Raw genomic sequence first — 24,036 nt, 5'->3', positions numbered from 1 at the left:
TGCAGAAGGAGCATTGCCGATGCGTGCCCTCGCTGTCGCTGCAATCGCGCTCTTGCTCACGACGCTGCCGGCCTACGCTCAGGATTTCTCCTTTCAAAACGAGTCGTCGTACGTTGACGAAACCCGGATAATGCACGTGCTTGGGGAGGTGCGAAACGACTCGCAAAGCGCTGCCACAAACGTCAGGATAACGGCGTCGTTTTACGACAGCCAGGGCAACCTGCTTGCAGAGCAGACACAGGCTCCAAAAATCCGGGTGATAAATCCCGGCGGGGTCGCGCCCTTTGAGATGCGCTACATTGACTCTGCCACCGTGAGCCAGGTGGCAAGGTACGAGCTTACAGCAACTGGACAGGAGGCGGAGTCCAAGCCTGCAAGCCTGAAGATACTATCTGCAAGCTCGCGCCTTGACGTGCTCGGACTGTATTTCATAAACGTGAACGCCAGAAACGACGGGAGCGAGACTGCCACAAACCCGATAGTGATAGCAACACTCTATGACAAAGACGGCAAGGTAGTCGCAGTGGGCGAGGCGCTTGCCGAAGGGGGCGACAGGGTGACCGACCTGTCGCCGGGGCAGAACGCTGGCTTTGGCGTTGTGGTGTCTGAGCGACTGCAGACGTACAAGGCAGCGCGCTTTAGCCTTGTGGCAGACTCGGACCAGTACGTTTCTGAGGTGGCGACAGCAGAGGCAGCTGGCGTAGGTGTGAGCTCGAACAAGGACTTTACAGGCGCCAGCAGCGGCTGCCTGATTGCGACTGCCGCGTTTGGAAGCGAGCTTGCGCCACAGGTGCAGACCCTGCGCAACTTCCGCGACGGCATAGCGCTCAACACCCTGGCAGGCTCGAGCTTTATGGCAGTCTTTAACGGCTGGTACTACTCCTTCAGCCCGCAGGTGGCGGATTTCGAGCGGGGCCAGCCCTGGCTCAAGGAGGCAGTCAGGGCGTCCGTATACCCTCTGCTTGGCATACTTGACCTGAGCACACAGGTCTACGGCGCGCTTGCGTTCAACGGCGAGGCGGCAATAATTGGCGCCGGCCTCACAGCAAGCGCCCTCATCGGCCTGCTTTATTTTGCACCCCTCTCGGCGGTCCTTGCCCTGCAGGGCAGGCGCAGGCAGTGGAACATTGGCAGGGCAAAATACGTACTTGTCGCGGCCTGGGCGTCAAGCCTTGCGCTGCTTGGGGCCGGCGAGCTGACAGGCGGCGCGCTGCTCATGGCCGGCACCGCGCTCCTTGTGCTGTCGGCGATAAGCACCGTGATAATAGCAGTCGCAAGGGCTGCTAGATTGTGAACCGCTCTATCCTGCCTGTCTGCAGGATCCTGTTGACAAGACCTACGAACCTGTCCATGTCTATCCCGTGGTAGCTGCCGGAAGCGCCGTCCAGCTTTTTCATAGCCCTGCCAAGTATCGACAGGCAGATGTCGCGCTCGTCCTTCAGGTCGTGCACAAAGGCAGCCGCCACGAGGATGATGCCGTTTATCAGGTCCCGCTCGCTCCCCTTTGGAGTCGCCTTCCACACGGCCTCAAGCGCCTCGTGAGTACCCCAGTACTTTTCCTCGTTGAAGAGCTCTATCGCATGTTTTATGGCCTCGTCCTTTGGCAGGTCTTTTTCGACGATGTGCTCAAAGCTTGCAATCGGCGATATCTTTTGGAGCCTACCGACAAGGTTGTCGATGCCCATAGAGTCGGGGATGCTCGTGTCAAACTCGATGTACTTTTTGGATACCCGGGAGTCGCGCACGATGGCGCCGCGCACAAGCTCCCGCGCCCTTTCAAGGAGCACGGTCGCGTCCTTTGGAGTATATTCCTTGTTCTGCAGGTGGATGAAGTAGCGCTTCACCATTCTTGCCTTGATTTTCAGGAAAAATAAACGTCGCGCAAAATAGCATTGGCTAATAATGTTAGCCCAGGCTAACATTTATTACGCAGAATCCCGGATCCTATGTTGCAGGTTATGCTCAGCGCAAAGCTACTACTAGCGGCAGTTGTAGCCGCCGCTGTCCTCGGTACGGCTTTTGCCGCCGCCTCGCTTGGGTCGCCGGCACAGGCGCAGAAGGAGGAAAAGCTGGTGCAGGGCCACGCGCTCGAGTCATACACGACTACAGGCGACGTGCTTGACCCCGAGCACCAGGACACGAGGGCAAACCCTGCAGAGATAGACCCCGACAGGTACCTCCGCGAGTTCAACTACGGGCGCACGTCGACGCTTCCTGACGGCACGACCATGCGAGAGTTTACAATAATAGCCGACGACAAACAAACCCTTGAAGTCTCGCCGGGCGTGTTTTACAACGCGTGGACGTTCAACGGCACCATACCCGGCCCCACGATAAGGGCGACTGAGGGTGACCTTGTCAGGATTAATTTCATCAACAACGGCTCAAAGCCTCACACGATGCACTTTCACAGCATTCACGAGGCGCAGATGGACGGAGTCTTTGAAGTCATTGCTCCCGGCGGCCAGTTCACCTACGAGTTTAGGGCAGAGCCTTACGGGCTGTTTCTGTATCACTGCCACGTGCAGCCCATCGAGGAGCACATCGCCCACGGGCTGTACGGCGTCTACATCATAGACCCAAAGGAGGGCAGGCCTGACGCCGACGAAATGGTCATACTGATGAACGGCTACGACACCGACTTTGACACTGAAAACAACTTTTACACCGTGAACGGAATCCCGTTCTATTACATGCACCACCCGATACAGATAGAAAAGGACAGGCTGGTGCGCGTGTACCTTGTCAACATACTCGAGTTTGACCCGATAAACAACTTTCACCTGCACGGCAACGTGTACAACGTCTACAGGACTGGCACGGGCCTGACCGTCGACGAATCCACAGACATGATAACGATGAGCCAAGGCGAGCGCTCGATACTGGAATTCTCGTACAAGTATCCAGGCACGTACATGTTCCACGCGCACAAGACCGAGTTTGCTGAGAAGGGCTGGGTCGGGACGTTTCTGGTAAAGGAGTGAGGTAGATGCAAGCAACTGCCAGCACCGGGAAAATTGTCGCAAGCGCGCTGATACCGCTTGTCATACTCGGCGGCATGATAGCGTTCCTGTTCTGGCCGGGAAACGACATCCTGAACTTTGGGACGCCGCTGCCCGACGTCACGGTGGAGCGCATCGAATTCGGCGAGCGGCTGATAACCGCGCACATACGCAACACGGGGCCTGAAACCGTGGACATTGCGCAGGCAGACGTGAACGACAGGATAAGGCCGGCTGCAATCGAGCCTTCAAAGACACTTGAAAGGTACGGCGCGGCGCGGGTGGTAATCCCGTACGACTGGAACGAGGGGCAGCCCTACGAGGTGGGCATCACAACCTCTGACGGGACAAGGTTTGCAGGAAGCGTCGAGGCCGCGACCATGACGCCAAAACCAGACGCAGGGCAGGTCTCGCTCCTTGCGCTCCTTGGCACCTACGTGGGGATAATACCGGTGCTGATAGGCTTGCTGTGGCTGCCGTTCCTGAAGCAGCTGTCGCAGGGCAAGTACATGTTCTTTATCAGCCTGACTGCCGGTCTGCTCCTTTTCCTTGGCATAGACGCGGTTGTGGAGGCAAACGAGATCTCTGCACAGACAGTCGCAGGATCGGTTGGTGGCGCCGTGCTCATCGCGACTGTGACTGTCTTCTCGTTCCTTGGACTGCTCTACGTGTCAGAAAGGCTGGTTGAAAGAAACAACCAGCAAAAGGCCACAATCGCAGGCGCCTCCTCTGTCGCGCTCATGATAGCGATAGGAATCGGCCTGCACAACCTCGGGGAGGGCTTGGCAATAGGCGGCGCAATGGTTGCCGGCGAAGTCGCGCTGAGCACGTTCCTCATAGTCGGGTTCACGCTGCACAACACCACCGAGGGCCTTGCTATAGTGGCGCCTGTAGCCCGGCAAAAACCAAAGATTGCGTACCTTGCCCTTCTTGGGTTCATAGCCGGCGCCCCGGCAATCGCAGGCGCGTGGATAGGCGGCTTCGTCGCTTCCCCGATAGCATCGGTAGTGTTTCTGGCAGTCGGCGCGGGCGCGGTATTCCAGGTCGTCTATGCGATATTCAAGTTCGCAGGCGGAAAGGAAAAGCTGCTCAGCGGTCCGGTGGTCGCAGGCATAGCTGCAGGCATGATCCTGATGTATCTTACCGCGCTTTTGATATGAAGGTAAATATCCCGCGTCGGCTCATCCGGGAGCCATGAAGACGCTCACGCTTGACGACCAGACCTACAGGCGCCTCTCGTCTGTCCTGAGCGACATGATGCACGCCAAGGGGCATGACGTGGACTATGGCGACGTGATAAACGAGCTGATAAACGTGTACCAGGACAGCATTACATTCTCTGGCGAGAACGCGGGCGGATAGGCCTTAAATTGCCGGAACGCCTACCTCCGAACATGCGATTGGCTGCGTGGCCTGCGCTTCTTGCACTTCTCGCCGCGTTTCCTTCTGCTTACGCTCAGCCAAGCGACATCGAGCTCTTGAATTCTGATTATACGTTCATAGACGCCGAGGGCATGACAAACGTCGTCGGCGTCGTGAACAACAAAGGAGTGGAACCGATAAGCGTCGTCATGGCACTTGACCTTTCCGACGGGACGACTTTGCTTGAAGAGCCGTACGCAAAGGTGATGTTCCCTGACAGAGGCGCACCGTTCAAGTTCCGCGTGCCGGCGGGCCTGCAGGCAGATGGCAAGCCCTACGTGGCAAGCGTAGAGCGCGTCGACCAACCGCTTTACGACGAGCTGGTTTTCAACTATTCAAACATGGCGGTGGGCGAGGAAAGGGCTCTTTCGGGCACGGTGACCAACGCCGGACAATTCCCGTTCTACAACGTGACTGTGTTTGCGTCGGTGCACGACGACCAGATGGTCCAGATAGACTCGTCCAGAAGCGCCGCGATACCAGTGCTTGAGCCGGGGCAGACCGCAGAATTTTCCATGGTTCCAGACGACTCGATAAAGGAAGAGACCATGTACTACAGCTGCGCCGGCTACGACCCGAACGCGCCTATACCGACGATACCTGCCGGCGACGGCAAGTACATCGGGTACAACATGCAGACAATATCAAAGGTGAGCAGCCTGCGCTACGACAACGCGACTGACAGCCTGCTTTTTGGCATCAAGCCCTACATACCTTCCGGCGGTTCGCTATCGCTCAAATTTGCACAGGCGCAGCAGAACCAGACCATTGCAGTCTTTATGGACGACCAGCTGCGCGACGACGCGGTGGTGACCATGGACGGCAGGACCGTCTCGCTTGAGGTGTTTATCCCGCCCGGCGACCACCAGGTGCAGGTGCAGGGAATAAGGGCCATCCCCGAGTTTCCCTTTGCGGCGCTCGGGCTTGCGGCAATGACAGCGGCTGCAATAGCGGCAGCAAGGCTCAGGGCAGCACTTAAAATCCCCTGACATAGCATGCCATCCGTGCACTTTGCCAAGATAGTGAAGGGCCGGCAGGGGACGAGCCTGGAACTGTACGACTCGGACCTTCAAAAGATAGAGTCAGAGTCGTTTGCAGACCTCTACACGCTGAACTTTCACCTGCAGACGCTTGCAAGCAAGCACGGGATACAGGAGGCGCTGATGGTGGTGCACGACACAAAATCCGGCAGAGTCGACCTCGCCCTTGCGCGCGGGGAAAACTCGTTTTTCGTTAGCTAGCCCTGTAGTTGCGCTGCGCGACTGCGACCTTCATGATCGTGTGGCAGACCGGGCACTCGGCCCAACTGTGGCCTCCAAAATACTGCCAGGTGTAGCCGCACCTCTTGTAGGTGCAGGTCAGCCACTTGCCCCTGGGCGCTTTTGCCCAGTCGTCCTGCATCGGCTTTCTTGCCCTGCGCGCCGCGCGGGGGAACCTCTTGCCACCATAGGCCGGCATGGACGCATCATGGACGCGCCGCAATTTAAAACACGCCGTTGTGGATAATATCTATATAATATACATAGATTCTTTGTTTAGAACTATGTTCTATGAGTCACTATATTAATTTGGCAAATAATATATAGAACGTTACCACAACGGCAATCGATGAACAAGGCAATCATTGCAGGGATGGCTGCCGGTGTTCTGGTGGTGGGGCTTGTTTTTAGTCCGCTGTTTAACAGCCCCATTTTTGGATCGGCACAAGCTCAAAACCAAGGCACCGGCGTCACAAGGCACTACACCATGGTTGCAGACGAGATGGAAGTCCAGGTGGCTCCAGACAATCCTCTGCATCCAGGTGGCATCATGTACAACGCAATGGTCTTCAACGACACTATCCCCGGTCCGGTGGTCGCTGCTAACGTTGGCGACACAATAGAATTCACTCTTGTAAACGAGGGGACCACCATACACAGCCTCGACTTCCACGCAGGCATAGGCGACGCACTCTCTGGCAACGTCGCACCCGGCGAGAGCAAGACATGGACACTGCAAGCAAAAACGGCAGGAGCATTCCTGTACCACTGCGGTGCTGACGGCCTCTTTGGAGTGTGGGAGCACATTGCCAACGGCATGTACGGTGGCATCATAGTGCACCCGAAGAGGGAAGCTCCGGCAAAGGAGTTCTACATGGTTTTCGGTGAGATCTACAACGGCGCTGACAAGGGACTCTTTGAAGGTGCTGGAAATCAGACAGGAAGCTTTGACGTAGGTAAGCTTCTGGCTGACGACCCAGATCTGGTACTGACCAACGGCGTGGCACACAAGTACGTGCCGGGCATCGGACAAGCGACACCGCTACCTCTGAACCCTGACGCGCAGGTCTTCAAGGTCAAGCCGGGCGAGCTGACAAGATGGTACATCGTCAACCCAGGTCCTAACGGCTACGTCGGATTCCACTTCATCAATGGAATGATCGACGTAAGGGATGGCAACGTCCGGGGCAACTTCCTTGGCCGGCCTGTGCTGCAGGACGAGACTTGGACCATACCTCCAGGCTCTGCGAGCGTCATCGAAGCCACCTTCCCTGAAGGAACCTATGTGGGCGTTGACCACAACATGAGTCATGTGCTCAAGGGCGCGGCGTTCGTGGTAGTCTCCTCAGACGAGGCTCAGCCCGACGACCACCCAGAAGGCACACGGGTTCCCTCAAAGGCGGAGCTGGGCGGACGGACGTAATAATGGAAGGTTGACCTTCCACCCCTTTTTATTTTACCTCAAAGCTTTTCTATCCTGATCTTCGCTTCTAGCCGTTGGCCAAGCGCCAGTTCACGATTGACATCGGCAAGGAACAGATACCGGTGGAAGGCCACGTGCACAGAAACGTCGCCGTCAAATACCTCATGAAGCGCCGCCGCTCGGTTCTAATGACCAAAAACCCGGAGAAGGTGGAAAAGCTGTACGCCGACCTCCCGACGACTATAAAGATAATCGGCAAGCAGGTGACCAAAGAATACAAGGTAACCTGGCAGCGGGAGGGCACCGAGGACACGTACGCCGGCTCGCGCTTTGTGTTCACGATGGACGAGGTAAACGGAGCGGCCTAGAGCTCGTCCATCCCAAAGGCGTGAAAGCACTGGTTGCACTTGAACTTCTCTTTGCCAGGCGTGCCGCTTAGAACCACAAGGTCGCCTTTGGCCTTGCACTTGGGGCACCTGCCGTAGATGGTCTTCTTTACCACGCCTTTGAGTCAAAGATGTCAAATAAAAATCAGCTGCGCCACGGGGCTTTGTAAAAAAGTCTACCTTAAAAGAACTAATTCTGCGCACGAGATTGTCTTTGCCTCTTGCCATCCTGCAAAATTGTATCATTTTTTCGTGCTCAAAATGTTACATGATGTAACATTTTTTCTGCAGGTAGAAAAGGGGTCAGGACCTGTCCGGATTGGGTAGAGTCCAAGCTTGGCTTTGTAAATGTGCAGGCAGAGGCATCTAGAGGCGACTTTTTTTACAAAGCCGCGCCACGGTAAACCATTATACCGGCAAGCGTCCCAGCTTGTGCGTTGAACAGCGTCAACTTTGTCGTGCTAGGCGATCACGCAATTGCAGGCGAGCTTGGCAAGAAGGGGACTGCCACCGACCTTGCAATCTATGACCGCAAGACTGCAGAAACGGTCTACACCTGGACGGCGCCTCTGACGTTTCCAGACAAGATCCAGCCGCTACTGCAGGCAGTCAACATGGCAGAATACGCTATTTTGAACGTCGCCAAGCTGGACAGGTTTCTGGGCGAGCAGATACTTGCCCTTGACTACGCCGGCATGAGAGACGGCTTTATACTCCATTCCTACGAGGTGGACCGCGAAAAACTGAAAGGACTGCTAAAGAACACGTCGCTTGCAAACTATCGCTTCTTGGACAGCGCCGACGAGCTGAAGCAGGAAATATCGAAAGTGCAGCCCAAGCCCGGCAGCGGGCCGGTGATGATACCTGTAGACCACGCGTTTGACGTAAAAGGCGTCGGCACCGTCGTTTTAGGCGTCGTCAAGCAGGGAACGGTCAAGGCCTACGACGAGCTGACAATCCTGCCGCAGAACAAGGGCGTGCTGGTAAAGTCGATACAGATGCACGACGACCCTGTTGAAAGCTCGGCAAGCCCCGCAAGGGTCGGCCTTGCCATAAAGGGGCTTTCTGCAGCCGACATATCGAGGGGAGACATCATCTGCGCGCAGGGCGCGGCGCAGGTCTCGTCGGGGCCATTGAAGACAAAATTTGAAAAGAGCCCGTTCTTCAAGGGCGACCTTGCCGAGAACCAGATGTACATGCTGTCTTTGGGTCTGCAGATAAGGCCGGTCAGGATAAAGCAGGCAGGCGATGTCCTTGAAATGACGCCTGAAAAGCCGCTTGCCTGCGTGAAGGGGCAGGCATGCGTGCTCTTAAAGCCGGACAGCGCAAGCACGCGCATAATCGGCAAAGGCATCATCCAATAACGCTTATCACGGCGCGCTGCCAGCTATCCTTGTGCACCGGCGCGTACACTCGGAGAAAAAGGGCGTGCGGGTTTTTGCGATAGCGGAGAGCTTCAAAAAAGGCACCGCAAAATCGGTGCTTGCCGGAGTAGTCATGCGCCGCGACTTGGTGGTGGACGGCATGGCGTTTGGCACCGCCACGATAGGCGGGGACGACGCGACTGAGAGCATCATTTCAATGCACAGGTCGCTTGCACGCGACGACGTGAACTGCATCATCCTTGACGGGCTCGTGATAAGCATGTACAACATCATAGACGGCGGCAGGGTGTCTGACAAAACCGGGCTACCAGTGATAGCAGTCACGTTTGAAGACTCGCCGGGGCTTGAAAGCGCGATAAAGCACCATTTTCCAGATGGCTGGCAGGACAAACTTGCGCAGTACGAAAAACTCGGTACAAGGGAGCGCGTGACGCTCAGGACCGGAAAGCACCTTTACATCCGCTGCTGGGGCCTGAATGGCAAGCGCGCGGTCTCGGTGCTTAACGCTTTTACGCTGCAGGGCGCGATCCCCGAGCCGGTCAAGGTTGCAAAACTTGCGGCGCGCTCGGCGCTGTCGCTCTAAAAGTCAGAGTGGACTTCCTCCTGGTGCTTCTGCCTTTCCTTCTCGGTCTTGAAATACGCGTTACAAAAGTTGCACTTGAATTTCAACGGATGAGAGTTGTCCCAACCTTGACTGGGCATAGGAATTGTTGAACAGGGTTGTTATTATAACTTCACGAATGTATAAATTACAACCGCCGAGAATGATCGGCATCGGTGGGGTGGCAGAGCGGTCATGCGTTCGCCTGCAGTTGCCCAAGCAGCCAGCGAATTTAAAGGGGTTCGACTCCCCTCCCCACCTTTTCCAAACACCTAAAACCGACTGCACGTCTGTTGATATTGTTGAAAAAGTTCCTGCACTCTTTTGTGGTCCCGGCAGACATTGACAGGGTGTGGGAGTTTTACACCGACATCGGCCACCTTGAAGTCATAACGCCGCCGCACATGCGCCTTAGGGTAGTCAAGTCCAGCACTGGAAGCAAACTGCAGCAAGGAACCGAGGTGTGGCTGGAAGGAAACCTGGTGGTAAAAAGCGCGTGGCACTCTAGGATAACCGAGCTAAAGCCGTACGTCTACGTTGACGAGATGCTTGAGGGCAGGTTCAAAACGTGGAAGCACACGCACGCTTTTGAGCGCGCCGGCGGCGGAACAAAGGTCATCGACGAAATAGAGTTTGAACTTCGCTACGGTCTCCTTGGCGGGATGCTTGAAGGCTATGCCTACCGGCAGCTGGAAAAGATATTTGCACACCGCAAAACAGCGACGATAGAAGCGCTCAGATGACGCCGACTGACTTTGCAAGCAGCCTTGCGGATTCCTTGTCGAGCCTGACCTTGCTCAGGATTGTGTATCTGTCAGGCCTGAGCGACTGAGCCTTGACAAGCGCCTGCACCACGTCCTTTTCAGACAGTCCAATCTGCTTTGCCTTCGTGGGCGCGCCCATGTTCTCAAGGGTGTGTCTCACCTTCTGCCAGTCCAGGCCGTGCAGCTTTGCCATCATTATCGTACCAAGCCCCACGCGCTCGCCGTGGAGCCCGCAGTCAGAGCCGGCGACGTACTCGAGCGCGTGGCTGAACAGGTGCTCCGAGCCCGAGCACGGCCGGCTGCTGCCTGCGATGCAGGCCGCGACGCCGGCGCTGATCAGTGCTTCGACAATGGTCCTGACGCTGAACCTGTCCTTGCGTTTCAGCTTTTCAGACTCGTCAAGTATTATCTTGGCAGACATGTATGCCAAGTTTGCCGCATACGAGCCAAAGTACTCGCCCACTTCATCGCGGGCCAGCTCCCAGTCCTTGACTGCAGTTATTTTCGCCACCAGGTCGCCGCAGCCACCGGCCAAAAGCCTCGGGGGCGCCTGCGACATGAGGTGCGTGTCTGCAAGCACGCCTATCGGGGTGTTTGCCTTTATTGAATGAGGCTTGTCCGTGCCCCTCACGGAGACAAACGGGCTTGATATGCCGTCATGCGAGGCCGACGTGGGCACGCTCAGAAAAGGTCTAGCTAGACTGAAGGCGGTCATCTTTGCCACGTCGACAGAGCGGCCGCCGCCAAAGCCCAGCACGAAATCGGGATCGTCCTTTTTTATAGAGTCGTGCAGCTTTTTGACAGTCGCCATCGACGCGTCGCTGACTGTGTGCCACCTGCTTGCAATTGACCACTTGTCAAGAGATTCCTTACACTCTTTGCCCGCCCTCTTTTTCACCACCGCGCCGGTGATGACTGCCACGTTTTTTGCAGCGGGTCCAAGCGACGTCACGATGGCGCCCACGTCTGACACGACGCCGTCACCTATCAGTATCTTCCTTGGAAGCTCCATGAGGTGCGCCGGCGGCGAGGCCACCTTGAGGCCCTTACTCGTCAATGTCACCTGATGTCTCTGCCTCCCCTTCAAGCGGCTCCGCGCTGCTCTTGCCAATCACTTCTGATGCCGCAAAGCCGTTTCCAACCTTTGTTATCTTTATCCTAGGCGAGTCGCCCACCTTTGCGCCCGGCACGAAAACCACGAGCCCCTGGATCTTTGCGACGCCGCTGTCGCCCCTCCTGCTCATAGACTCTATCTTCACGTCGTACTCGTCGCCGACCTTGACTGGCGCAAGCCTGAAAGGCCTGGGGCCGCCAAATCTCCTCGGGCCCCTTGCGCCGGAACCTCTATCTCCCAAGACAACACCAAGTATGGATTGTTGATATTTCAACTTACTGGGCCGGCGAGACTTGTATCTCAAAAGAGTGGTGCCCTGACTGCCCGGCAGAGTCAGTCACGGTGACAGTAACTTCGTAGGTGCCCGGAGAATCAAACGCCCGGGTCGCGTTCATGCTGCGGACCACGCTCCCGTCGGGGAAGCCCCACTCGAACTGGTACGGCGGCTTGCCTCCGCTGGCAAGGCCCCTGAACGACCCTGCCTCGCCGACTGCAAGCTCGTTTTTCACCTGCCCTCCTGACTGCAGCGGCTTTATCTCCTCAGGCGGCGGGAAAAAGAGCTGGGGCATGTACGCCACTATGAGGACTGCCGCCACGCCGGCGCCAACCGCGGCTATCCATACAGCCGACTTTACCACGGCCCGTAGAGCCGGCCTTCTATTAATAAAAATAACCCATCCAGCGCCGGCTTTGTCAAAGAAGTCGAGTCAGATGTAGTGTTTACATTATCAAAGCATCTTCCGTTGTTACCTTGGATAGCCTTGTTTTGTACCCTCTCACCTATCTCTTCGGCTGAACGAAAGGTCGCGGATCGAAAAGAACCCTTATCGACCTTATTTTCCAGCCGTCGACGTGGACCAATATGGATGTAAAGACCGTTGCAGGCGGCTTGGCAAGAGTCGTCTCGTGGAAAATGCAGACGTCATTGCCATCGGCAAAAATCTTTTTGATATCCAGTTTCGGCAGGTGCAAGCTGAAATTATACTTCAGGTATGCTTCAGCATTGTCAAACGAATTAAGGGGCGACACGTACGATACGTCGTCCTTCAGGTAGCTTCTGGCAGATTCAAAGTCTTCGCGTTCTACTGCCTGCAGGTACTCCATCACTATTTCCTTCGCGCTTTTTGCAGATTCATTTTTTTGCATGACACTCTATAGGTGGCACTGGATTTATCTCCGCGTTATCTCGGGCTTTCGATTTAGGGAAGCTTGTTCAGACATGAACCGATTTAACAAAGCTATCAACGCCGCCTATCCAAATATTTAATACGGGCTCGGACCCACCTACCGGCGACTTCACCTACGTTATAGTGTGACGCCGATACAGTGACAATATTGCAGCGTAAACCTCCCTACCAAGAACCTGCAAGCCAGAACATAATGGCAGTGATACTGCAGAGTCTGCCCCAGGAGGCGGCGCTTACAAAGATAGAGTACGAAGGCCCCAAGATAGCGCTCTATTCCAAGAACCCGTCTTACCTGATGCAGAACAGCCAGCTGGTTTCCAACATGGTAAACACGATAAAGAAGCGCATCGTGGTCAGGACCGACGAGTCGATACGCAAGCCGCAGGGCGAGTCTGCAGAGATAATATCAAAATCGATACCTGTGGAGGCCGGCGCCGCCGGCACGTTCTTTGACCCCGTGCTTGGCGAGGCGGTTGTCTTTGCGAAAAAACCCTGGATGCTTGCGCAGACTGGCGAGGAGTTTGACAACATCGACCTTGCAGAAAAGACGGGCTGGCGCGTCAAGGTCCGGCGCGCCCCCCGAAGCATGGAGTTTGTGCAGTACGCCTACCGCATACTGGGCGAGACTGTTGCAGAGCGCACGCGCTTTTACCGCGAAGTAGGCGACAAGATATTCCGCGACAGGCTTGCCGAGTCTGCAGAGGCGTCGCTCATGACGCTCGGGGGGTTTGCCGAGGTGGGGCGCTCGTGCATGCTTCTTTCGACGCCAGAGAGCAAGGTGCTCCTTGACTGCGGCATAAACGAGACTGCAAAAGACACGCTCCTGGCTTACCCGCGATTTGACGTGGCAGCCGTTGCCATGGACGAGATAGACGCAGTGGTGGTAACGCACGCGCACATGGATCACGCAGGCTTTCTGCCGACGCTTTTCAAGTACGGCTACGCAGGCCCCGTCTACTGCACCGAGCCCACTGTCATGCTGATGGCAATACTCCAGCGCGACTATGTAAAGCGCACTTCGGGCGCGCTCTACTCCGACGCGGACGTCGAGCAGACGCTGGTGCACGCAATACCACTCCCGCACGGAATCGTGACTGACATATCGCCTGACGTAAAGCTGGTGCTGTCAAACTCGGGCCACATCCTGGGCTCTGCGTCGGCGCACCTGCACATCGGAAACGGCGGCCACAACCTCGTATACACAGGCGACCTGAAGTTTGGCAGGACGCTCTCGCTTGACAACGCCTCGTGGAACTTTCCACGCGTCGAGACCATGATAATAGAGAGCACGTTTGGAGGCAAGGAGGACATTTTATGCCCGCGGGAAGAGGCCGAGGCCAGCCTTGCCCGCGCAATAACGTCTGCAGTCCACACCGGAGGCCGCGTGCTTTTGCCAGTGCCTGCTGTAGGCATTTCGCAGGAGCTCCTGCTGGTGCTTGATGCAATGGCAAAATCAGGCAGGATACCGCAATCAAGGATAATGGTAGAAAAAATAGTCTCCGAAGCCACCGCAGTCTATGAAACCTATGTCGAGTTCCTGTCAAGGGAGCTTCGGCCGGTCATGGGCGAGTCGGAAGCAAGCCCCTTTGGCGCCAGGTTTGAGACAGTCGAGTTTGCCCAGATAAAGCAGGGCGAGCCGGCAGTGGTGCTTGCGCCCTCGTCGATGCTTGCAGGCGGCGCTTCGGCGCTTTACTTCAAGCAACTGGCAGGCGACCCGGCAAGCAAGGTGATACTCACTTCTTATCAGGCGGTAGACACGCCGGGCAGGCTGCTGCAGGACGGCGCAAGGCAGGTGACAGTCGACGGCGAATCTGTAAACGTGCGCTGCCACGTCGAGCGCATTGACGGGTTTGCAAGCCACAGCGACTACAACCAGCTGATGGCTTACGTCAGCAGGCTGCGCCCGAAGCTGCGCCGCGTTCTTGTCAACCACGGCGAGAGGCCCAAGGCGCAGAACCTTGCAAGCTCGATAAACAAGATCTTCAAGATACAGACGCAGCACCCGCTCGTGCAGGAAGCTATAAAGCTACTTTAGGTCGTAGGCGCCCCGCCAGACCTTGACGCCCGGTGGAGTCAGCACGATGCGCTCCTCGCCAAGGCGCGCAATGTCTCCGCCGATTGACTGCGCGTACGCGTACAGATCTTCAACAACCTTGCGCAGCTCTTCGACGTCTTTTTGCGCAAGCGGGGTCACGCGCAGGATAACTATCATGTGCTTTTTGATGTCCTCTTTGATGGCGGTGATGTCACTCACGTCCCGTAGTGTCAGTGCCTTCAGGTAGACCGGAGGCTTGTGGGTCGTGGTGGATCTGTCCGTCATCTGTTGAGGTGCAGCTTGATTCGCAGTCAGCTCTCAATAGTCTAGCTGGTCAATTCTCGTTCACCGGGTGGTCGATTTTAGCTTTAAAATGCCGATCCGTGTTCCGGAAATCAGATCCGGATGCTTTCAAGCCAGCCGTTGTCCGCAGGCGCTACTGCTATTTCCCTTTCAGAGCCGCCGGCCCTTACCCTGACCTTGGACCGCGCGTCCTTGGGCGCGTCGGAGTAGCGCAGCGCAATCGACGCGGCAGTAGCAATGGCGCTGTCGTCGCTTTTTCCGCGAAGTATGCAGACCGGGCCGACATAGTCTTTTGCTTCCAGTACGACGTCGGCGTCCTCTACAAGTGCCAGCATAACCTCGTTTTCGTCCTTGTTCCTGCCGACCACAAGCTTGGCGTCCCCTGTGAGCCTGAAATGCCTCCCGACTTTTAAGAGCTCGATGTCGTTTATAGACGGGATGTCCTGCGCGTGCTGCATCGCGTCTTCGACGCGCTTTGAAAACGCCGGGTCGGTAAGCAGGCAGCCGCCGGCGGCGTTTGGCGGCTCTTGCACGCCGAAATGCTTTGCAAGTGCCAGCTGACCCTTTCTCGACCTACCCTTGATGTCGCCCATGTTCTCGCGCTTTATCAGGCCGGATTTTTCCGCGTCTGTTGGCGGCATGTGCTTTGCAGAAAGCGGGCGCAACACCTTTCCTTCAAGCCCCGTCTCGCTCTCGATTATGTGGAGAGCCCTGTTGTTCTGGCTCATCGGGCGCTGGAACAGCACCTCTCCTGTTATTATGAAATCCGCGCCGGTCTTTTCCATGTGCTCCTTGGCCGCGCCGTACATCATCTGCCTGCAGTCGATGCACGGGTTCATCCCCGAGCCGTAGCCGTGCTTGGGGTCCTTTAGCATGCGCAGGTACTCTTCTCCAAAATACACCGTCTTTAGCTTGATTCCAATCTCGTCTGCGACCTCCTTTACCCGGTGTCCGCAGCCCTTGCCGCAGTCAAAGTCGCAGAAGGGCGTCTTTATCGCGACAGCTTCGACATCGACTCCCTGCTCCAGCATCATCCTTACGGCAAGGCTGCTGTCAAGGCCGCCTGAAAGCAGCGCTACTGCCTTTGGCTTTTTCTCTTCTTTCTGACCGTCCTGCGACATGATGGAAGCTTGCGTCACCGTGGGTATAAATTTGTGTGCCCCGTCTCTGACTCACACGCGATCACGGGTTAGCCTTTAGCTCCTCTGCGTGCTCTTTAAACGGGGTGAATGTAGTGCGACTGCATGGTATTTGTGGCTTTCTTACAAAAGCAAGGCCTGCAGGTCTACCTCAAACGCTGCGACAGGCACCCTCAGCTTGAAACTGTCGATTGCTAGGGGCGTTATCTCGCCTATGGTGCCCACTTGCCTGTCGCCCTTCATCACGGCGGCGCACCTGCCCTTGATGAAGAGCTGGTCCTGCGACGCCTTTGTTGTAACCTGCATTCCAAACGCGGACGCAAGCGCTTGGAGCGCCGATTTTATCTCCGTATAGTCGGCCTCGCCGTGCGCTATGGCTGCCGCAATGTGCCACGACTCTTCTATCCTGTCGGTTTTCCTGAAGACCTTGCCTATTTCAAACAGCCTCTGCGGGTACTCTTCGTGCACGTTTCTGGCAAGCGACTGCAAAAGCGACGGGACAAGTGCGTCCCTTAAAATGTCGTGCTCGGCGCTCTTGCTGCCGTCCACCGCAAGGATCTCTCCTTCGGGCGCCCTGCCTGCAAGCTCGTACTGCACCTGCCTGCTAGAGAGGGAAAAGTTGAACGCCTCTATCATGCCAAGGCCGGCCATCGTGTCGCGCGCGGCGTCAAAGCGCGCCGACATTTCAGAGCGCTGGCCTGCGACGGGGGAAGAAGGAAACGTCGGCTCGATGTTGTAAAGCCCGTAGCCTATCGCCACTTCCTCCGCAAGGTCGACGGGGGAAAAGATGTCCGTCCTGTAGCGCGGTATCGTGCAGGTTACACTGTCCTTTGCAGCCTTGGCGTCGAGCCTGCATTTTTTCAGGCAGCCAACAATCTGCGCCGGCGAAAGTTCCAGCCCCAAGATCTCGTTGACATAGCCTGCGTCGACTGACATCTTTACAGGCTTCATGTCCGGCGTATCGCGTTTTTTGCCGTCGACGATTGAAACGGACCTTATCTCAAAGCCCGCGTCTGCGAGGGTCATCGCAAGGACTGCAAGCACGTCGTCTGCAGCCTTTCTGTCAGTCGCAGTGACTTCTACAAACAGGTTCCTGCATTTTGCATCGACTTTTGTGGCCTCGCCGTTTATGATGGGCGGCAATGATAGCGTCGTGCCCTTGCCGTCGATTATTGCTGGATACTTGTTACCAAGCAGGTGGCCGTACTCGCGGCCCGTCTGGGTTTCTTCAAGGACCTGCTTTACAGTCATCTCGCCTTTTTCGCCAAGGGGCACAAACGAGTGGCCGCCGCTCACAAGCGTGTATTTTATCGGCCCCTTGATGGCGTCGAGGTTGTGGATCCCGATGGAAGCCTTTTTCCTGCGCCTGCCCGGTCCGTTGTGCAGGTCTTCCTGCATTGCGATTATCTGCTTTATCGACTCGTCGTCCAGCCTGCCGTTTCTGGCTACAAGCGCCGCCACAAAGGGCCTGACGCCTTTGACCTTCTTGTCGACCCTTACTGAAATGCCGCTCTTGCCTGACGCCTTGAACTTCGGCGCGCCTGTCTTTTTGCCAAGCAGTCCAGAGAGCGCCCTTGCGATGCCATAGTCTGACGAAAAGTCGGGCCTGTTTGGGTTGTACTCTACCCTCACTATGTTGCCGTCCGTCCCTTCTATGTCAAGGCCCACAAACGGCAGCATCTCAAGCGCCCTGTCTATTTTGACTCCGGGCACCATCTTTTTCAGCCTGTCAAGGGAGACGTTTACGACTGGCATCTTGGCACGCTCCTGAGCCATGACAGCCTGTTGCCGTATATGTCGCGCACGTCGTCAAGGTTGAACCGCAGCATCGCGATGCGCTCAAGGCCGCCGCCCCAGGCAAGGACGGGGTTTTTGATGCCAAGCGGTTTTGTCACTTCGGGCCTGAATATCCCCATCCCGAAAAGCTCCACCCATTTTTGCAGCCTGTCGTTGTATACCATGCTCTGTAGCGACGGCTCTGTGTAAGGGAAGAACGTCGGCCAGAACTTGACCTTCTTTATGCCCATGCGCGCGTAAAACTCTTTTTGCAGGCCCATGAGGTCGCGCAAAGACGCCTTTGGGGTGGTCGCGACTCCTTCTACTTGGTGGAACTCGACCAGGTGCTTGTACGAGACCTTCTCGTTGCGGAACACCCTGCCGACTGAAAAGAACCTGGCGCTCCCGGGTTTTTGCGCCGCTAGGTGCTGGAGTGTTACGGGAGTGGTGTGCGTGCGGAGCACTATGCGCTGTGCTTCTTTTGTGTCCCAGCCGCCCCAGCCGGCCCTGTGCACTGCCGACACCTTTGCTATCTGGTCCTTGCTTGCCGGTACGGGCTGGCTCTGCCCTGAAATGTAAAAGGTGTCCTGCATCTCCCTTGCCGGGTGGTCCTGCGGCGTAAACAGCGCGTCAAAGTTCCAAAAGCCAGACTGCACCATCGGCCCGTCTATTTCTGAAAAGCCGAGGCCCACAAAGATCTCTTTCACTTCCTCGATGATGTCAACCAGCGGGTGGCGCCTGCCCGGGTAGACGGCCGGCGCCGGCGCCTCGACATCAAGCGCGCTGAACTCGACGTTTTTCCATTTCCCGGACGTTATCAATTCTGGGCTGAGCCTGCGCTCCTGCGGCTTTTCGCTCTCGATCGCCGGAAGGATGGCCCTGCCTGCTTCTGTTATCGATATCTGCGTCTTTTTCTGCTCGCTTGAAGTTATGTAGCCGGGCCTCTTTTTCAAGAGTGCAAGCCCTGCCTTTTCCTGCTCGCTCAGCTGTGACTCGTCGGCGCTTCCCTTTGCCAGCCTTACAAGCGCAAGTTCTTCAGGCGACTGGGGCGCCTGCAACGCCGATATTGTGCCGCCCTGCCCGAACTGTATCCACTGGTTGCGCCTTGCGCCTGCGACAGCCGCGTTTACCTCGTCGCCCTTGAGCGCGCCGCTTGCAAGCACCTTTGCCATCGTGTCCCTGCCCTCCTTGACTGCCCTGACAAGCCTGCGCTCCGGCAGGCCGAATTGCGCGGCACCCCTGCCTTCTGCGTCAAGCGACACTGCAAAAGTGGAAGATTCAGAAACTGCAATCAGGCCCTTGAATTTCAGCCACTCGACTCCGCGCCGGGCCTGGTCTGCAGAAAGGCCGGACGCCCCCGCAAGCGCCTCGATAGACGCCTGCTCGCCCTGCGAGAGCGCCTTCAGGATTGCCCTTTCAATCGGGTGGAGCGCGGAGGCGTCGCTACTCATTGTTCAGGGTTGACATGTGGGAAGAGTTTTTAAACGTTAGCGCGATGTCTTTGCATCATGTCTTCTCCCGCGGAAGAACCGGCAGAAAAGGGCGACTTTACAGTCACGCCGTGGGAGGTCGAAGGCGAAATAGACTACAACCGCCTCGTGGAAAAGTTCGGCACGCAGCCCATAACGCCTGCTATACTGTCTAAAATGAAAAAGCTGACAGGAGAGGTCCACCCGATGCTGAAGCTTGGATACTTTTTTTCCCACCGAGACTTTGACTGGGTGCTTGACAAAAAGGAAAAGGGCGAGGATTTCTATCTGTACACCGGCCGGGGGCCGTCGGGGATGGTCCACATGGGCCACGTCATGCCGTGGATATTCACAAAGTACCTGCAAGACAGGTTTGGCTCAAAACTTTTGTTCCAGATAACCGACGACGAAAAGTTCCTGTACGGGCAGGACAGGACCCGCGAAGAGACGAGGCGCTACACGTACGAGAACATACTTGACATTATAGCCATCGGATTTGACCCAAAAAAGACGAGGATTATAGTCGACACAAAGCACATCCAGCACCTCTACCCGCTTGCGACAGAGATAGCCAAGCGCATAACTTTCTCGACTGCAAAAGCGGTCTTTGGCTTTACCAACTCTACCAACATAGGCATGATAGGCTTCCCTCCTGTCCAGGCCGCGCCTTGCTTTCTGCCGTCAGTGATAGAAGGCAGGAACGTGCCGGTGCTGATACCTGCCGCAATTGACCAGGACCCGTACTGGCGCATGACTCGCGACGTGGCCGACAGGATGGGCTACTACAAGCCGGCGCAGATACACAGCAAGTTCCTGCCCGGCCTCGGGATGATGGGCAAGATGTCGTCGTCAAAACCCGAGACTGCCATTTTCACGACGGACGAGCCAGAAGTCGTCGAGAAAAAAACGTCGTCGTCCTTTACAGGCGGCCAGCCGACGGTGGCGCTCCAGCGCCAGCTTGGTGGCAACCCGACGGGCTGCCCTGTGTTCTGGTACCTGCGCTACTTCTTTGACACCGAAAAACAGTCCGACGAGCGGCTGCTAAAGTGCAGGAGCGGCAACCTGCTCTGTGGCGAGTGCAAGGGCGACCTTGCAAAGGGCGCAGTGCCGTTTGTCACGCAGTTCAAGAAGCGGCGCGAAAAGGCAAGGGACGTGGTTGCCAAGTTCATGTACGACGAGCAGCCGATAGAGCCATGAAGTTCCAGTTTGAATGCGACGGTAGGTACGAGGCCGAGAAACTTGCTGCATTAGTGTCGGTCCAGAAGGACGGCACAGTATACGTGGCCGGCGTCACGGCAGTCATCGGGAGCGAGGTCGTGGTAAAACTCAAGGACAAGTCGTCGCACGCAGTAGTCCTGAAGGACAGGAAAAACGCCGAGCGCCTCGAGGCGCTTTTGAAAAGCATCGCCGCCGGCAAGTCCACCGTCGTTTCAAGCGACTTTGCCGGGTCGGTGGCGGAGATATCCGTGAAGGACTAGCACAGGTCCTTGTTCATCTCGTCGGTGAGGGCCTCCTGCACCTTTCGGAAATACAGGCCAGTCGAGTAGGGCATCATCGGGATGTACTCCTCAATAACGTTCATCACATAGGGCACGGCCCTCTTTGAGACGTTCATCTTGAACTTCATCCAGAGAACCCTGTCCTGCTCAAAGTGCACCTTGTCCTTGAGGTGCTCCGGCACCACCTCTATGGACCTGTCCTCGATGCGCTTGTACCAGTATGCCAGGACATCTGGATCAAGGCCCTCTCTCAGGCCCTTTATCGTGCCGACTATCTTGTTCTCTGCAAATTCTATGGGTGTTTCCGGGAACATTCCGGCAGTCGCTGCACATCGGAGGATAAAATCCCGGTAATCAAAGATTGTTGAGCCTGTCTTACTTTGGCCTTAACAACCGGCCGTTTCTGTCAATCTCGCCTGCGCGGATGCGGGTTGACGATATCGGCAGGCCGTCCTCTGCCTTCACCATCTCGACTGCTATCACCTCTGCCGGGGGCAGGCCGTTTTTCCTGCGTATCTCGTTGAGCTTGGGGCCCTTTGCCTTGGTCTCGGCACTTGCGACGAGCGCGCCAACCTCGCCGGTCGTGACCGCAGGCCCGAACTCGCTGTCAAGCCTCGCTATCTGGTACTTGACGTCGCCAAACTTTTCAGAGATGGCCCGCTTTAGGTTTGCGACGCGCTGGTCAAAACCGTGGTTCAGCTTCTTGCCCTTGTAAGAGGATGCAAACTCGTTGCTTGTCACGCCGATTATCACCCTGTCGCCGACCTCAAACGCCCTTGCCAGGAGCGCGATGTGCCCTGCGTGTATCTCGTCAAACGTGCCACCCGTAGCCACGACGCGGAACCTAGCCAACGCTAGTGGTAGGCTTGTTGGGATATTAATGTCGATGCTAGCTCTTTTGGAATATCTTTATCGCCTGCGGAGGGCAGACGTTCTCGCACGCAAGGCAGAATATGCAGTCTTTTTCTCTTGCCATGAACGCCTTCTTCTCCGATGCAGGGTGGCCCGGAGTCTCGAGCCACTCGTAGACGTTGACAGGGCAGGCCTCTATGCAGGCGCCGTCAGCGACACAGATGTCGAAATCGACGCAGACGTTGGTACCCCAGATTCCAAGCTGGCCGGGCGCGTCGTATGGGCCCCAGACTGCGATTCCTTTGAACTTGCCTGCCTGCTGCCTCTTTTCCTTGAACTTGACGTCAATGGGCCCTTCGACCTTTGAGTAGCTAGTGCCGGAACCTGAAAGCGATACAGTGGTGTCGCCTCCACCTGCAGCGGGGGCCTGCGGCGCGGCCATTGCCGGCGCGGGCTTGGGCGCTGCGGCTGCCTGCGCGGGCGGGGGCGCGGTAGCGCTCCTTGCCTTTGGCTTTAGCGCAAGTGGCGTGTTTTCTTCAAGCTTCTTTATCGCCTGCTCAAGTGTCAGCTTTTCTGCCTTCTGGTACTGGGCAATCATCTTGTCGCCGATCTTGGTGTTGCGGATTATAGTATCAATGACCATCTTGGCGTGCCTGTCGGCAGTCTGGCGGTAGTTCCTTATCCAGTAAGGGTCGCCAAAGTATTCCAGCTGTCTTATCTGGTAAATGAGATCTACCACCTCGCCGGTCACAATCTCGACTGTTATGTTGGGCTCTGCCGAGAGCTCCTCGCCGGTGACCGGGTCGGTGCCCTTTTCGGTCCACTTGTAGGTGACGTATATCCTGTCTGCGTGTGTCTGCATGGTAAAGCCCGAGCTTCTCAGGTCGTTCTGTATGCTTGCAATATCGGCCTTTTCCGTGATCTCTATTGGGATGCGGTAAAGGCCAAGCTTGTTTCCGTGGAGCGGGTAGACGCCCTTTTTGGAAGTCTCTGACAGCATCGTCCATACTCGGTCCTTGAGTAAGGCAGACATCACTTAGCTAGGAATTTGAATAGCCTAAAAGTATTTCGCTTATGCGGATGGCATGGTTCTTACCAAATACACAGGTGTTTCCAGTGGAAATATGGTGCACAATGCACCATTTTGAGCACGAAAAAATGGTGCAATTTTTGCGAGTAATTAAGTCAGCCACGGAAGCTGCGTCGATGATCCTGAGGATAGACGACGTTATAGCCTCAAGCAAGTCCGGAGGCGCTCCGGCCATGCCGCAGGGCGATATGGGCATGCAGGAACGATTTCTGAAAATACGGGAGGTTTGCGTCACACATTGATGCATCGGTGGCCGAATTACCCACCCATACAATACTATCACAAAACTTCAACATAATGCCACGTTATCAGCACCGACTCTTGATGCAGGTCTTCTTTAATTTTTTGCTTAAAATGTCGTAGATGACGATTGAATGTTCTGTCGGGTGTTGTGATTATCGAAAGCACATAACTATCGGTAATCTCATCTTTCCCTGACTTTGGACGATAATAGCCCGTACCGGTTAGCTTTGTGGCGCCTTGATATTTCGGCCAAATCTGGTTTACGATTCTGTCCACCTTATCTGGGTCTATCTCTTTGCCGTTTCTTGTTCTTGTAGGTATATAGAAATCGATTTTTATTGCTCTAGAGCGGCCCAACTTGTACGTGGTGTAGCGCATGCCAGCCTATAACTCTGTGTTATGAACGGTCCTGCGATTTTATCAATTACTGGCAGCACTGCCCCCGCATTCCGAACATGCTACTTTTTAGCATACCAAATGCATAGTCAACCAATGGGGACAACTAACTTTGGAAACATCTTGGTAGCAGTCGATGGCTCGGACCAATCAATGAGGGCGGTTGATGCCGCCATATCTCTAGCAGCAAAGTACGATTCTATATTAACAGCCCTCTACGTCATCTACATACCGTTTGGGGAAAGACTCTACCCGCGCGCGGTCTGGTACGAGGAGTTCATCAAGGAAATACACGGGGAGGCCAAGGATTGGCTTGCGGAAATTCAAAAGAGGGGTAAGGAAAATGGAGTAGCAATTGAACTGAAAATGAATGAGACTACGGAATCAGTTGCTGCAGAAATAGTAAGGTATGCCAAAGAGAATAAAACCGAACTTGTTGTAGTAGGTTCAAGGGGCAAGTCCGACCTGGAAAAACTATTTCTGGGTAGTGTTGCGGCGGGCGTATTGGCCTATGCCCCGTGCCCTGTACTGGTTGTAAGATAATGATAGCCAGAGTCAAATTGTAATCATTACCATTTTGCCTACCCCGTACTTAAATAGAACCTTGCGGGATGCCATTTTCAATGGCAAAAGTAAAGAAAAGAAGAAAAAGCTCCACAAAGAAAAGTGTAAATTCAAAGTCAGGCTACCG

General features: G+C 55.8%; 31 protein-coding genes and 1 tRNA gene. 16 read left to right on the top strand and 16 right to left on the bottom strand.

Features of this window, described 5'->3' with window-relative positions; genetic code table 11:
- The first annotated feature begins 19 nt into the window (after nt 1-19).
- Nucleotides 20-1,294 carry a CFI-box-CTERM domain-containing protein gene (locus HXY31_RS01420; RefSeq protein WP_292638791.1) on the top strand — a complete coding sequence of 425 codons (1,275 nt, stop codon included), beginning with the start codon at nt 20-22 and terminating at the stop codon, nt 1,292-1,294.
- Here the strand turns inward: HXY31_RS01420 and HXY31_RS01415 are convergent.
- A complete protein-coding gene (locus HXY31_RS01415) occupies nt 1,284-1,844 on the bottom strand; it encodes a DUF309 domain-containing protein (RefSeq protein ID WP_292638788.1) in 561 nt (186 codons plus the stop codon). The genes HXY31_RS01420 and HXY31_RS01415 overlap by 11 nt on opposite strands.
- A gap of 114 nt (nt 1,845-1,958) precedes the next feature.
- Between HXY31_RS01415 and HXY31_RS01410 the strand changes: the two genes are divergently transcribed.
- The 5 genes from HXY31_RS01410 to HXY31_RS01390 are packed head-to-tail and all read left to right on the top strand — an operon-like array spanning nt 1,959 to nt 5,665.
- A complete protein-coding gene (locus HXY31_RS01410) occupies nt 1,959-2,984 on the top strand; it encodes a multicopper oxidase domain-containing protein (protein WP_292638816.1) in 1,026 nt (341 codons plus the stop codon).
- 5 nt (nt 2,985-2,989) lie between these two features.
- Nucleotides 2,990-4,162 carry a divalent cation transporter gene (locus HXY31_RS01405; RefSeq protein ID WP_292638786.1) on the top strand — a complete coding sequence of 391 codons (1,173 nt, stop codon included), beginning with the start codon at nt 2,990-2,992 and terminating at the stop codon, nt 4,160-4,162.
- Between the two features lie 34 nt (nt 4,163-4,196).
- Complete coding sequence (locus tag HXY31_RS01400) at nt 4,197-4,364, top strand: hypothetical protein (protein WP_292638784.1); 168 nt, start codon at nt 4,197-4,199, stop codon at nt 4,362-4,364.
- 32 nt (nt 4,365-4,396) lie between these two features.
- Nucleotides 4,397-5,413, top strand: a complete 1,017-nt coding sequence (locus HXY31_RS01395) for an FxLYD domain-containing protein (protein ID WP_292638781.1) — start codon at nt 4,397-4,399, stop codon at nt 5,411-5,413.
- Nucleotides 5,414-5,428: 15 nt separating this feature from the next.
- Nucleotides 5,429-5,665: a hypothetical protein gene (locus HXY31_RS01390; protein ID WP_292638778.1), complete on the top strand. Its 237-nt coding sequence runs from the start codon at nt 5,429-5,431 to the stop codon at nt 5,663-5,665.
- On the opposite strand, the gene HXY31_RS01385 is transcribed toward HXY31_RS01390, so the two are convergent.
- Nucleotides 5,658-5,882: a hypothetical protein gene (locus HXY31_RS01385; RefSeq protein WP_292638776.1), complete on the bottom strand. Its 225-nt coding sequence runs from the start codon at nt 5,880-5,882 to the stop codon at nt 5,658-5,660. The genes HXY31_RS01390 and HXY31_RS01385 overlap by 8 nt on opposite strands.
- Before the next feature lie 150 nt (nt 5,883-6,032).
- On the opposite strand from HXY31_RS01385, the gene HXY31_RS01380 reads away from it, so the two are divergent.
- Both HXY31_RS01380 and HXY31_RS01375 read left to right on the top strand, forming a co-directional pair.
- The gene (locus HXY31_RS01380) at nt 6,033-7,106 is read left to right on the top strand and encodes a multicopper oxidase domain-containing protein (RefSeq protein ID WP_292638774.1); all 1,074 of its coding nucleotides are present in this window, start codon (nt 6,033-6,035) and stop codon (nt 7,104-7,106) included.
- Between the two features lie 74 nt (nt 7,107-7,180).
- Nucleotides 7,181-7,474 (top strand): hypothetical protein, encoded by a 294-nt coding sequence (locus HXY31_RS01375; protein WP_292638772.1) that lies wholly within the window; start codon nt 7,181-7,183, stop codon nt 7,472-7,474.
- Here HXY31_RS01375 and HXY31_RS01370 read toward each other — a convergent pair.
- The gene (locus HXY31_RS01370) at nt 7,471-7,608 is read right to left on the bottom strand and encodes a hypothetical protein (protein WP_292638770.1); all 138 of its coding nucleotides are present in this window, start codon (nt 7,606-7,608) and stop codon (nt 7,471-7,473) included. The two genes, HXY31_RS01375 and HXY31_RS01370, sit on opposite strands and share 4 nt — an antisense overlap.
- 321 nt (nt 7,609-7,929) lie before the next feature.
- Here HXY31_RS01370 and HXY31_RS01365 point away from each other — a divergent pair, with 321 nt between their 5' ends.
- Together HXY31_RS01365 and HXY31_RS01360 are read left to right on the top strand one after the other, a co-directional pair.
- Nucleotides 7,930-8,856: an EF-Tu/IF-2/RF-3 family GTPase gene (locus tag HXY31_RS01365; RefSeq protein WP_292638768.1), complete on the top strand. Its 927-nt coding sequence runs from the start codon at nt 7,930-7,932 to the stop codon at nt 8,854-8,856.
- Between the two features lie 31 nt (nt 8,857-8,887).
- Nucleotides 8,888-9,460 (top strand): DUF99 family protein, encoded by a 573-nt coding sequence (locus HXY31_RS01360; protein WP_292638766.1) that lies wholly within the window; start codon nt 8,888-8,890, stop codon nt 9,458-9,460.
- Here the strand turns inward: HXY31_RS01360 and HXY31_RS01355 are convergent.
- Nucleotides 9,457-9,579: a hypothetical protein gene (locus tag HXY31_RS01355; protein ID WP_292638764.1), complete on the bottom strand. Its 123-nt coding sequence runs from the start codon at nt 9,577-9,579 to the stop codon at nt 9,457-9,459. The two genes, HXY31_RS01360 and HXY31_RS01355, sit on opposite strands and share 4 nt — an antisense overlap.
- A 74-nt stretch (nt 9,580-9,653) precedes the next feature.
- Between HXY31_RS01355 and HXY31_RS01350 the strand changes: the two genes are divergently transcribed.
- Together HXY31_RS01350 and HXY31_RS01345 are read left to right on the top strand one after the other, a co-directional pair.
- Nucleotides 9,654-9,739: transfer RNA gene (locus HXY31_RS01350), tRNA-Cys, on the top strand.
- Between the two features lie 41 nt (nt 9,740-9,780).
- Nucleotides 9,781-10,221: an SRPBCC family protein gene (locus HXY31_RS01345; RefSeq protein WP_292638763.1), complete on the top strand. Its 441-nt coding sequence runs from the start codon at nt 9,781-9,783 to the stop codon at nt 10,219-10,221.
- On the opposite strand, the gene HXY31_RS01340 is transcribed toward HXY31_RS01345, so the two are convergent.
- The 4 genes from HXY31_RS01340 to HXY31_RS01325 form a co-directional block, all read right to left on the bottom strand.
- Nucleotides 10,214-11,254 (bottom strand): NAD(P)-dependent glycerol-1-phosphate dehydrogenase, encoded by a 1,041-nt coding sequence (locus HXY31_RS01340; protein WP_366933060.1) that lies wholly within the window; start codon nt 11,252-11,254, stop codon nt 10,214-10,216. The genes HXY31_RS01345 and HXY31_RS01340 overlap by 8 nt on opposite strands.
- Before the next feature lie 34 nt (nt 11,255-11,288).
- Entirely contained in the window at nt 11,289-11,597 is a 309-nt protein-coding gene (locus HXY31_RS01335) for a TRAM domain-containing protein (RefSeq protein WP_292638759.1), read from the bottom strand.
- A 34-nt stretch (nt 11,598-11,631) separates the two neighbouring features.
- On the bottom strand, nt 11,632-11,994 hold the full coding sequence (locus tag HXY31_RS01330; RefSeq protein ID WP_292638758.1) for a PKD domain-containing protein: 363 nt from the start codon (nt 11,992-11,994) through the stop codon (nt 11,632-11,634).
- 142 nt (nt 11,995-12,136) lie between these two features.
- On the bottom strand, nt 12,137-12,502 hold the full coding sequence (locus HXY31_RS01325; protein WP_292638756.1) for a nuclear transport factor 2 family protein: 366 nt from the start codon (nt 12,500-12,502) through the stop codon (nt 12,137-12,139).
- 180 nt (nt 12,503-12,682) lie between these two features.
- On the opposite strand from HXY31_RS01325, the gene HXY31_RS01320 reads away from it, so the two are divergent.
- Nucleotides 12,683-14,578 carry a beta-CASP ribonuclease aCPSF1 gene (locus HXY31_RS01320; protein ID WP_366933056.1) on the top strand — a complete coding sequence of 632 codons (1,896 nt, stop codon included), beginning with the start codon at nt 12,683-12,685 and terminating at the stop codon, nt 14,576-14,578.
- Here the strand turns inward: HXY31_RS01320 and sepF are convergent.
- From sepF to HXY31_RS01300, 4 genes are all read right to left on the bottom strand, one after another.
- On the bottom strand, nt 14,570-14,863 hold the full coding sequence (sepF, locus tag HXY31_RS01315; RefSeq protein WP_292638751.1) for a cell division protein SepF: 294 nt from the start codon (nt 14,861-14,863) through the stop codon (nt 14,570-14,572). The genes HXY31_RS01320 and sepF overlap by 9 nt on opposite strands.
- Before the next feature lie 110 nt (nt 14,864-14,973).
- Nucleotides 14,974-16,002 carry a tRNA (5-methylaminomethyl-2-thiouridylate)-methyltransferase gene (locus HXY31_RS01310; RefSeq protein ID WP_292638748.1) on the bottom strand — a complete coding sequence of 343 codons (1,029 nt, stop codon included), beginning with the start codon at nt 16,000-16,002 and terminating at the stop codon, nt 14,974-14,976.
- A gap of 141 nt (nt 16,003-16,143) precedes the next feature.
- Nucleotides 16,144-17,775 (bottom strand): phenylalanine--tRNA ligase subunit beta, encoded by a 1,632-nt coding sequence (gene pheT, locus HXY31_RS01305; protein ID WP_292638746.1) that lies wholly within the window; start codon nt 17,773-17,775, stop codon nt 16,144-16,146.
- Nucleotides 17,763-19,247: a phenylalanine--tRNA ligase subunit alpha gene (locus tag HXY31_RS01300; protein ID WP_292638743.1), complete on the bottom strand. Its 1,485-nt coding sequence runs from the start codon at nt 19,245-19,247 to the stop codon at nt 17,763-17,765. The genes pheT and HXY31_RS01300 overlap by 13 nt, the downstream gene beginning before the upstream one ends.
- Nucleotides 19,248-19,304: 57 nt before the next feature.
- Here HXY31_RS01300 and HXY31_RS01295 point away from each other — a divergent pair, with 57 nt between their 5' ends.
- The gene (locus HXY31_RS01295) at nt 19,305-20,462 is read left to right on the top strand and encodes a tryptophan--tRNA ligase (RefSeq protein WP_292638740.1); all 1,158 of its coding nucleotides are present in this window, start codon (nt 19,305-19,307) and stop codon (nt 20,460-20,462) included.
- Complete coding sequence (locus HXY31_RS01290) at nt 20,459-20,743, top strand: hypothetical protein (RefSeq protein ID WP_292638738.1); 285 nt, start codon at nt 20,459-20,461, stop codon at nt 20,741-20,743. Before HXY31_RS01295 ends, HXY31_RS01290 begins: the two co-directional genes overlap by 4 nt.
- Here the strand turns inward: HXY31_RS01290 and HXY31_RS01285 are convergent.
- The 4 genes from HXY31_RS01285 to HXY31_RS12320 form a co-directional block, all read right to left on the bottom strand.
- Complete coding sequence (locus tag HXY31_RS01285) at nt 20,740-21,078, bottom strand: hypothetical protein (RefSeq protein ID WP_292638736.1); 339 nt, start codon at nt 21,076-21,078, stop codon at nt 20,740-20,742. The two genes, HXY31_RS01290 and HXY31_RS01285, sit on opposite strands and share 4 nt — an antisense overlap.
- 61 nt (nt 21,079-21,139) lie before the next feature.
- On the bottom strand, nt 21,140-21,616 hold the full coding sequence (locus tag HXY31_RS01280) for a phosphopantetheine adenylyltransferase (RefSeq protein ID WP_292638734.1): 477 nt from the start codon (nt 21,614-21,616) through the stop codon (nt 21,140-21,142).
- Between the two features lie 37 nt (nt 21,617-21,653).
- Complete coding sequence (locus HXY31_RS12325; RefSeq protein WP_366933059.1) at nt 21,654-21,965, bottom strand: 4Fe-4S binding protein; 312 nt, start codon at nt 21,963-21,965, stop codon at nt 21,654-21,656.
- Nucleotides 21,966-22,985: 1,020 nt separating this feature from the next.
- Nucleotides 22,986-23,327, bottom strand: a complete 342-nt coding sequence (locus tag HXY31_RS12320; RefSeq protein WP_366933055.1) for a DUF3574 domain-containing protein — start codon at nt 23,325-23,327, stop codon at nt 22,986-22,988.
- A gap of 114 nt (nt 23,328-23,441) precedes the next feature.
- Between HXY31_RS12320 and HXY31_RS01270 the strand changes: the two genes are divergently transcribed.
- Entirely contained in the window at nt 23,442-23,888 is a 447-nt protein-coding gene (locus HXY31_RS01270; RefSeq protein ID WP_292638728.1) for a universal stress protein, read from the top strand.
- Nucleotides 23,889-24,036: the final 148 nt, after the last annotated feature.

Source organism: Nitrososphaera sp. (assembly GCF_013388945.1).
Lineage (GTDB): Archaea > Thermoproteota > Nitrososphaeria > Nitrososphaerales > Nitrososphaeraceae > Nitrososphaera.
The sequence above is the reverse complement of the archived record's forward strand: the minus strand, read 5'-3'. Positions and strand labels throughout refer to the sequence as shown.

What these genes read in the sequence shown, in the direction of transcription:
- HXY31_RS01420 (WP_292638791.1), top strand. Translation starts at nt 20, where the DNA reads ATGCGTGCCCTCGCTGTCGCTGCAATCGCGCTCTTGCTCACGACGCTG.
- HXY31_RS01270 (WP_292638728.1), top strand. Translation starts at nt 23,442, where the DNA reads ATGGGGACAACTAACTTTGGAAACATCTTGGTAGCAGTCGATGGCTCG.
- HXY31_RS01410 (WP_292638816.1), top strand. Translation starts at nt 1,959, where the DNA reads ATGCTCAGCGCAAAGCTACTACTAGCGGCAGTTGTAGCCGCCGCTGTC.
- HXY31_RS01285 (WP_292638736.1), bottom strand. Translation starts at nt 21,078, where the DNA reads ATGTTCCCGGAAACACCCATAGAATTTGCAGAGAACAAGATAGTCGGC.
- HXY31_RS01395 (WP_292638781.1), top strand. Translation starts at nt 4,397, where the DNA reads ATGCGATTGGCTGCGTGGCCTGCGCTTCTTGCACTTCTCGCCGCGTTT.
- HXY31_RS01310 (WP_292638748.1), bottom strand. Translation starts at nt 16,002, where the DNA reads ATGTCGCAGGACGGTCAGAAAGAAGAGAAAAAGCCAAAGGCAGTAGCG.
- pheT (WP_292638746.1), bottom strand. Translation starts at nt 17,775, where the DNA reads ATGCCAGTCGTAAACGTCTCCCTTGACAGGCTGAAAAAGATGGTGCCC.
- HXY31_RS01380 (WP_292638774.1), top strand. Translation starts at nt 6,033, where the DNA reads ATGAACAAGGCAATCATTGCAGGGATGGCTGCCGGTGTTCTGGTGGTG.
- HXY31_RS01290 (WP_292638738.1), top strand. Translation starts at nt 20,459, where the DNA reads ATGAAGTTCCAGTTTGAATGCGACGGTAGGTACGAGGCCGAGAAACTT.
- HXY31_RS01385 (WP_292638776.1), bottom strand. Translation starts at nt 5,882, where the DNA reads ATGCCGGCCTATGGTGGCAAGAGGTTCCCCCGCGCGGCGCGCAGGGCA.
- HXY31_RS01405 (WP_292638786.1), top strand. Translation starts at nt 2,990, where the DNA reads ATGCAAGCAACTGCCAGCACCGGGAAAATTGTCGCAAGCGCGCTGATA.
- sepF (WP_292638751.1), bottom strand. Translation starts at nt 14,863, where the DNA reads ATGACGGACAGATCCACCACGACCCACAAGCCTCCGGTCTACCTGAAG.
- HXY31_RS01355 (WP_292638764.1), bottom strand. Translation starts at nt 9,579, where the DNA reads ATGCCCAGTCAAGGTTGGGACAACTCTCATCCGTTGAAATTCAAGTGC.
- HXY31_RS01325 (WP_292638756.1), bottom strand. Translation starts at nt 12,502, where the DNA reads ATGCAAAAAAATGAATCTGCAAAAAGCGCGAAGGAAATAGTGATGGAG.
- HXY31_RS01340 (WP_366933060.1), bottom strand. Translation starts at nt 11,254, where the DNA reads ATGGAGCTTCCAAGGAAGATACTGATAGGTGACGGCGTCGTGTCAGAC.
- HXY31_RS12320 (WP_366933055.1), bottom strand. Translation starts at nt 23,327, where the DNA reads ATGCGCTACACCACGTACAAGTTGGGCCGCTCTAGAGCAATAAAAATC.
- HXY31_RS01295 (WP_292638740.1), top strand. Translation starts at nt 19,305, where the DNA reads ATGTCTTCTCCCGCGGAAGAACCGGCAGAAAAGGGCGACTTTACAGTC.
- HXY31_RS01300 (WP_292638743.1), bottom strand. Translation starts at nt 19,247, where the DNA reads ATGAGTAGCGACGCCTCCGCGCTCCACCCGATTGAAAGGGCAATCCTG.
- HXY31_RS01400 (WP_292638784.1), top strand. Translation starts at nt 4,197, where the DNA reads ATGAAGACGCTCACGCTTGACGACCAGACCTACAGGCGCCTCTCGTCT.